This is a genomic window from Photorhabdus australis DSM 17609 (assembly GCF_000711895.1).
In the GTDB taxonomy this organism is placed as follows: Bacteria; Pseudomonadota; Gammaproteobacteria; order Enterobacterales; family Enterobacteriaceae; genus Photorhabdus; species Photorhabdus australis.
Genome location: NZ_JONO01000105.1, coordinates 1 through 3,789 on the forward strand (window position 1 = coordinate 1; position 3,789 = coordinate 3,789).

Here is a 3,789-nt window from a genome sequence, read left to right on the forward strand (position 1 = left end):
TCTGAAGCCGCGGCTAAGGATGAATTTTTAAATATCAAGAATGCCAGCCGTGACGACATACTGGCCGCGCACCGCGTACCACCACAGATGATGGGAATTATTCCACAGAATACCGGCGGTTTTGGTGATGTGGAGAAGGCGGCCAAAGTATTTGTACGTAATGAACTGATGCCGCTGCAAAGCAAAATGAAACAGTTAAATGACTGGATTGGTGAGGAGGTGATCCGATTTGAACGGTATTCGTTGGATATGGACGAGGACGAATAGCCCGCATTATTGATCGAGAGGCCGCCGACTGAGCGGTCTTTTTTTGTCTGAAAGAAATATAGTTTCAATACAGAATGATTACATTATGAAATTTGAGACCAGCACAGTTACCAGATGCTGCCGCGCGCAGTCGTGACCCCGCCGCGCCTGCTCACTAAATGTAGTGTTTTTCATGCACATGCAAGCGATGGTCGGCAAGGCACCAACACTGGCGCTTTGACAGAGGAAGAGCCTTTGTTATTATTGCGGATTGATGCAGTATGTATGATTTTATGCAGATATAGAAAATAGGCTGATCTGTATTGTTTTCTGACATATTGGATTAATTTTTATTTTTTAGTTGTTAATTGTAAATTATGGTCAAATTCGATCCATTTGTTTTTTATTTCTATCAATCTTATTTTAAGCTTCAAACATGTTTGTTTGAGTTTTGATATATCATTTCTACATGTAATTATTTCTTGCTTGTAAATATCTATCAAATTATTGATATGTAAACTTTCATTAATAATATTGACCATGTTATTCAACAACGATGAATCCAATTTTGACACTGGAAGTATACACATAGATATATAATGTATTTTTATATTAGTTAATAAAAACAATCCGATTCGATTATTTTCTTCATCCCTGAAGACAAGAAGGCAATCATTATTTTTATGATAAATTAAAAATTTTTTAAAGTTTTGCTTCTCCACGAAATCACAAAGATTAATCATTTTATTTATATCTACATAGTTCTGTACACTATCCATATTTAATAAAACTTTAATTCCATTTATTTCTCTTTTCATTTTCTTTTCTTTGTCTTTTTTTCGTTGTACCTCTGGCACCAAAAAACACCTAAAGTAACAAAAATAGCAACAGATGAAGATAAACTTCCTACAATTGAAACTAGTTCGATAGTTGTCATAATAACCCCACAATTAAATTTTAGTGATTTAGTTTACTCTATGATTCAACTAAATTACAACATAATAAATAACCCACAAAAATTAAGTTAACCTCGTTTTCTCCGTTATCTTCTGAATCTCTTGATGAATAAAACATCCTTTGCCAGTGGCAATGTGTTGAGACACCCAATGCCAGCTTAATTAACTTGATTAAATCGTCAGAATACCCCCATTCAGAAACATACACATCACCATGAAACTCCAGTTATATAACTATTTTCATACAAGAAAAAAACCAGATTTACTACTGAATTTCAAGCCAGTGATTTCTTGGAATTCTTTATTAGATTCTTCTTCTACTGAGGAAAGTACTGGCTATTAGATACACAAATATAGGTAATAATTCCTTATTTACTTTCCAGCATTCTTACCATAATAACAAACCAGAATAAAATTTATTTTCGCTAATAGTTTCTGAATTTAATTTCAAAGTAATCATTTTATTTATCATCACTACGGTGTTTAATTTCCTGCGCCAATTCAATTGCATCATTGTTGATTGTTAATCACTATGGTCTGCTTTTAGTGATTTGATTTCTTTCCTAGGCTCTTTTATACGTTTTTCATAACCCAATTGTGCCTGATAAATGTGCCATGAATTATCAACTTTAGTGTTTTTCTCAATAATTTTAACTTGATCAATTATTAATAACATCAGCGGTTTTTGGTAAAGATGATAACTCTATTTTTCTCTAAGAAAATGCTGTAAACATCAACATATTTTTCGCAACCACTTTATTATTCATATTTAAATAAAGAAAAAAACATTCTTGCATTATTTATTGATAATGCTTTTTTAAATTCTCGAATAGCGTTCTAGATTCGTTTTTCCCTCCTATGACTAAAGCAATATATATCTAAATCACGCCTAAATAACTTCACTGGCTGTTGTTAATTTTTTCATTTCCACCTCATTTCACCAATATTCTTAATCCGCTGCCACAACAAATCGCGACGTGCTTCTTTCTGCCGTTCCGTCTCTATCGGAATAAAACTACCATCCGTCCATAACTTGAACGACTGCTCACCTACATTAATTTTTCCTCCGATGATTAATGACTTCGCCATAGCCCGGCTAAAATCCATGCCGATTGAATCCGCATAATCGATAACTTTTTCCACTAGCAGATCACCGCCTCTAGCTGCACTGTCACCCCCCGTACAGTTATTGACAGAACTCCAAGAGGCGGCAAAGCCGCCAGAAAACCCCAAACCCACGCCCTTAACATCAGCGTTAAATTTGGGAACAATGTTCCATTTAACAGTACGGGTAATAAAAGAAGAGGAATCGCCCAAGCGAGGCGAGTAGACACCGGAAATACGCAACACATTTTCGCCGTAGGCATTGCCCTGCTCAGTGATTTCATAGGACAACCGCACGGTTAAATCTTTCCGAGCAACCAGAGGCCCACCCTGGAACTCGGTATAGGCGAACCAGTCTCCCACATCCGCAGCAAATCGGACATTATCCATATCTGCATCAGGCAAGATTTGCTCATCACCACGCAAACGACGCAATTCGCGCCAGACGGAAACGGGCGCACCGCCGATCTGCTGAAACTGCCGGATACGCCAACGACTGGCCCAGGCAGCAACAGACCGTGACATATCCTTAAGAAGTTGGCCTGTTTCCTCATCCTTTTCGCCATCCAGCGCGTAACCGTCAATATTTTTAGAAATGTACTTAGCGATATAGCCCGTGGCTGAACCTTTCGCCTTATCGATGGGCTTTACATGGAATCGTGCTTTTAGTGCTTTCTGCCCCTGTAATTCTTCTGAATCTTCCAACCGGGCGTAATAACACATGATGTCACGCATTTCATCGACATGTTCAGGACGCATAAACAGCAACATGTGCCAATGCGGCGTACCATCATGGTGGGGTTCAACTACACGAAAACCGAAGGCACTGATCCCCGCACGGGAATAAGCCGCCCTGATTTTCGCCCAGACGTTGCACAGATATTTTTGTGTATCACGGGGACTGGCCCCGTTCCAATTTGAAACAAAGCCACCGACACTATGGACAGCGTGATATTTTGATGGCGCGGTGATGGTATAAAACTCACCGATATAACCGAGTTCGTCAGCCAGATTTTCAAAACCGCGCATTCTCACCATCAATTCACTACGGCGAACTGCGGGATTAGCCACACTACCGAGTACCATATCTTCCAGTGGCATCCTGTCGCCCTGTTCATTCTCAACATCAAACTGTTTGATAAAATCCCAATTGCGGCGCTTCTGTTCCAACCATTCACGCAGCGTACTACGGGAAACATAGGGAGAGGCTGATTTCTGCACCTGGCCTACCGCAATAGCCATATGCTCGGCGCGAATGTCACGCATTCTTTTCAAACGGGCATACCACCATTTATCTGACATCATGCGCAGGAGGCCGGCACACAATTGATCGACTGTGGCACCTTCCCTGCCTTTGGTGAACTGCTGCCAGTAAGGGGCTGTTGTGCCTGCTTGTTGAGTCAGTTTTGCCAATAACTCATAGATACGGATCAAACGCTTTCTGGCGTCTTGCTCGCTCGCAGGTTGTTGATTGACATACTGA

At 39.9% G+C, this 3,789-nt stretch carries 3 protein-coding genes and 1 pseudogene; 1 reads left to right on the forward strand and 3 read right to left on the reverse strand.

All coding sequences use genetic code 11. The features are described 5' to 3' along the window. A pseudogene (locus BO26_RS18070) lies at positions 1-267 on the forward strand (phage portal protein); the annotation flags it as partial. A 329-nt stretch (positions 268-596) separates the two neighbouring features. Here BO26_RS18070 and BO26_RS18075 read toward each other — a convergent pair. The 3 genes from BO26_RS18075 to BO26_RS18080 form a co-directional block, all read right to left on the reverse strand. After that, positions 597-1,103 carry a hypothetical protein gene (locus BO26_RS18075; protein ID WP_036773928.1) on the reverse strand — a complete coding sequence of 169 codons (507 nt, stop codon included), beginning with the start codon at positions 1,101-1,103 and terminating at the stop codon, positions 597-599. Between the two features lie 622 nt (positions 1,104-1,725). Further along, positions 1,726-1,878, reverse strand: a complete 153-nt coding sequence (locus BO26_RS25005; protein WP_477707052.1) for a hypothetical protein — start codon at positions 1,876-1,878, stop codon at positions 1,726-1,728. 245 nt (positions 1,879-2,123) lie between these two features. Next, a partial coding sequence (locus tag BO26_RS18080; protein WP_036773929.1) for a replication endonuclease occupies positions 2,124-3,789 on the reverse strand: 1,666 nt, incomplete at its 5' end.

What these genes read in the sequence shown, in the direction of transcription:
- BO26_RS25005 (WP_477707052.1), bottom strand. Translation starts at nt 1,878, where the DNA reads ATGTTATTAATAATTGATCAAGTTAAAATTATTGAGAAAAACACTAAA.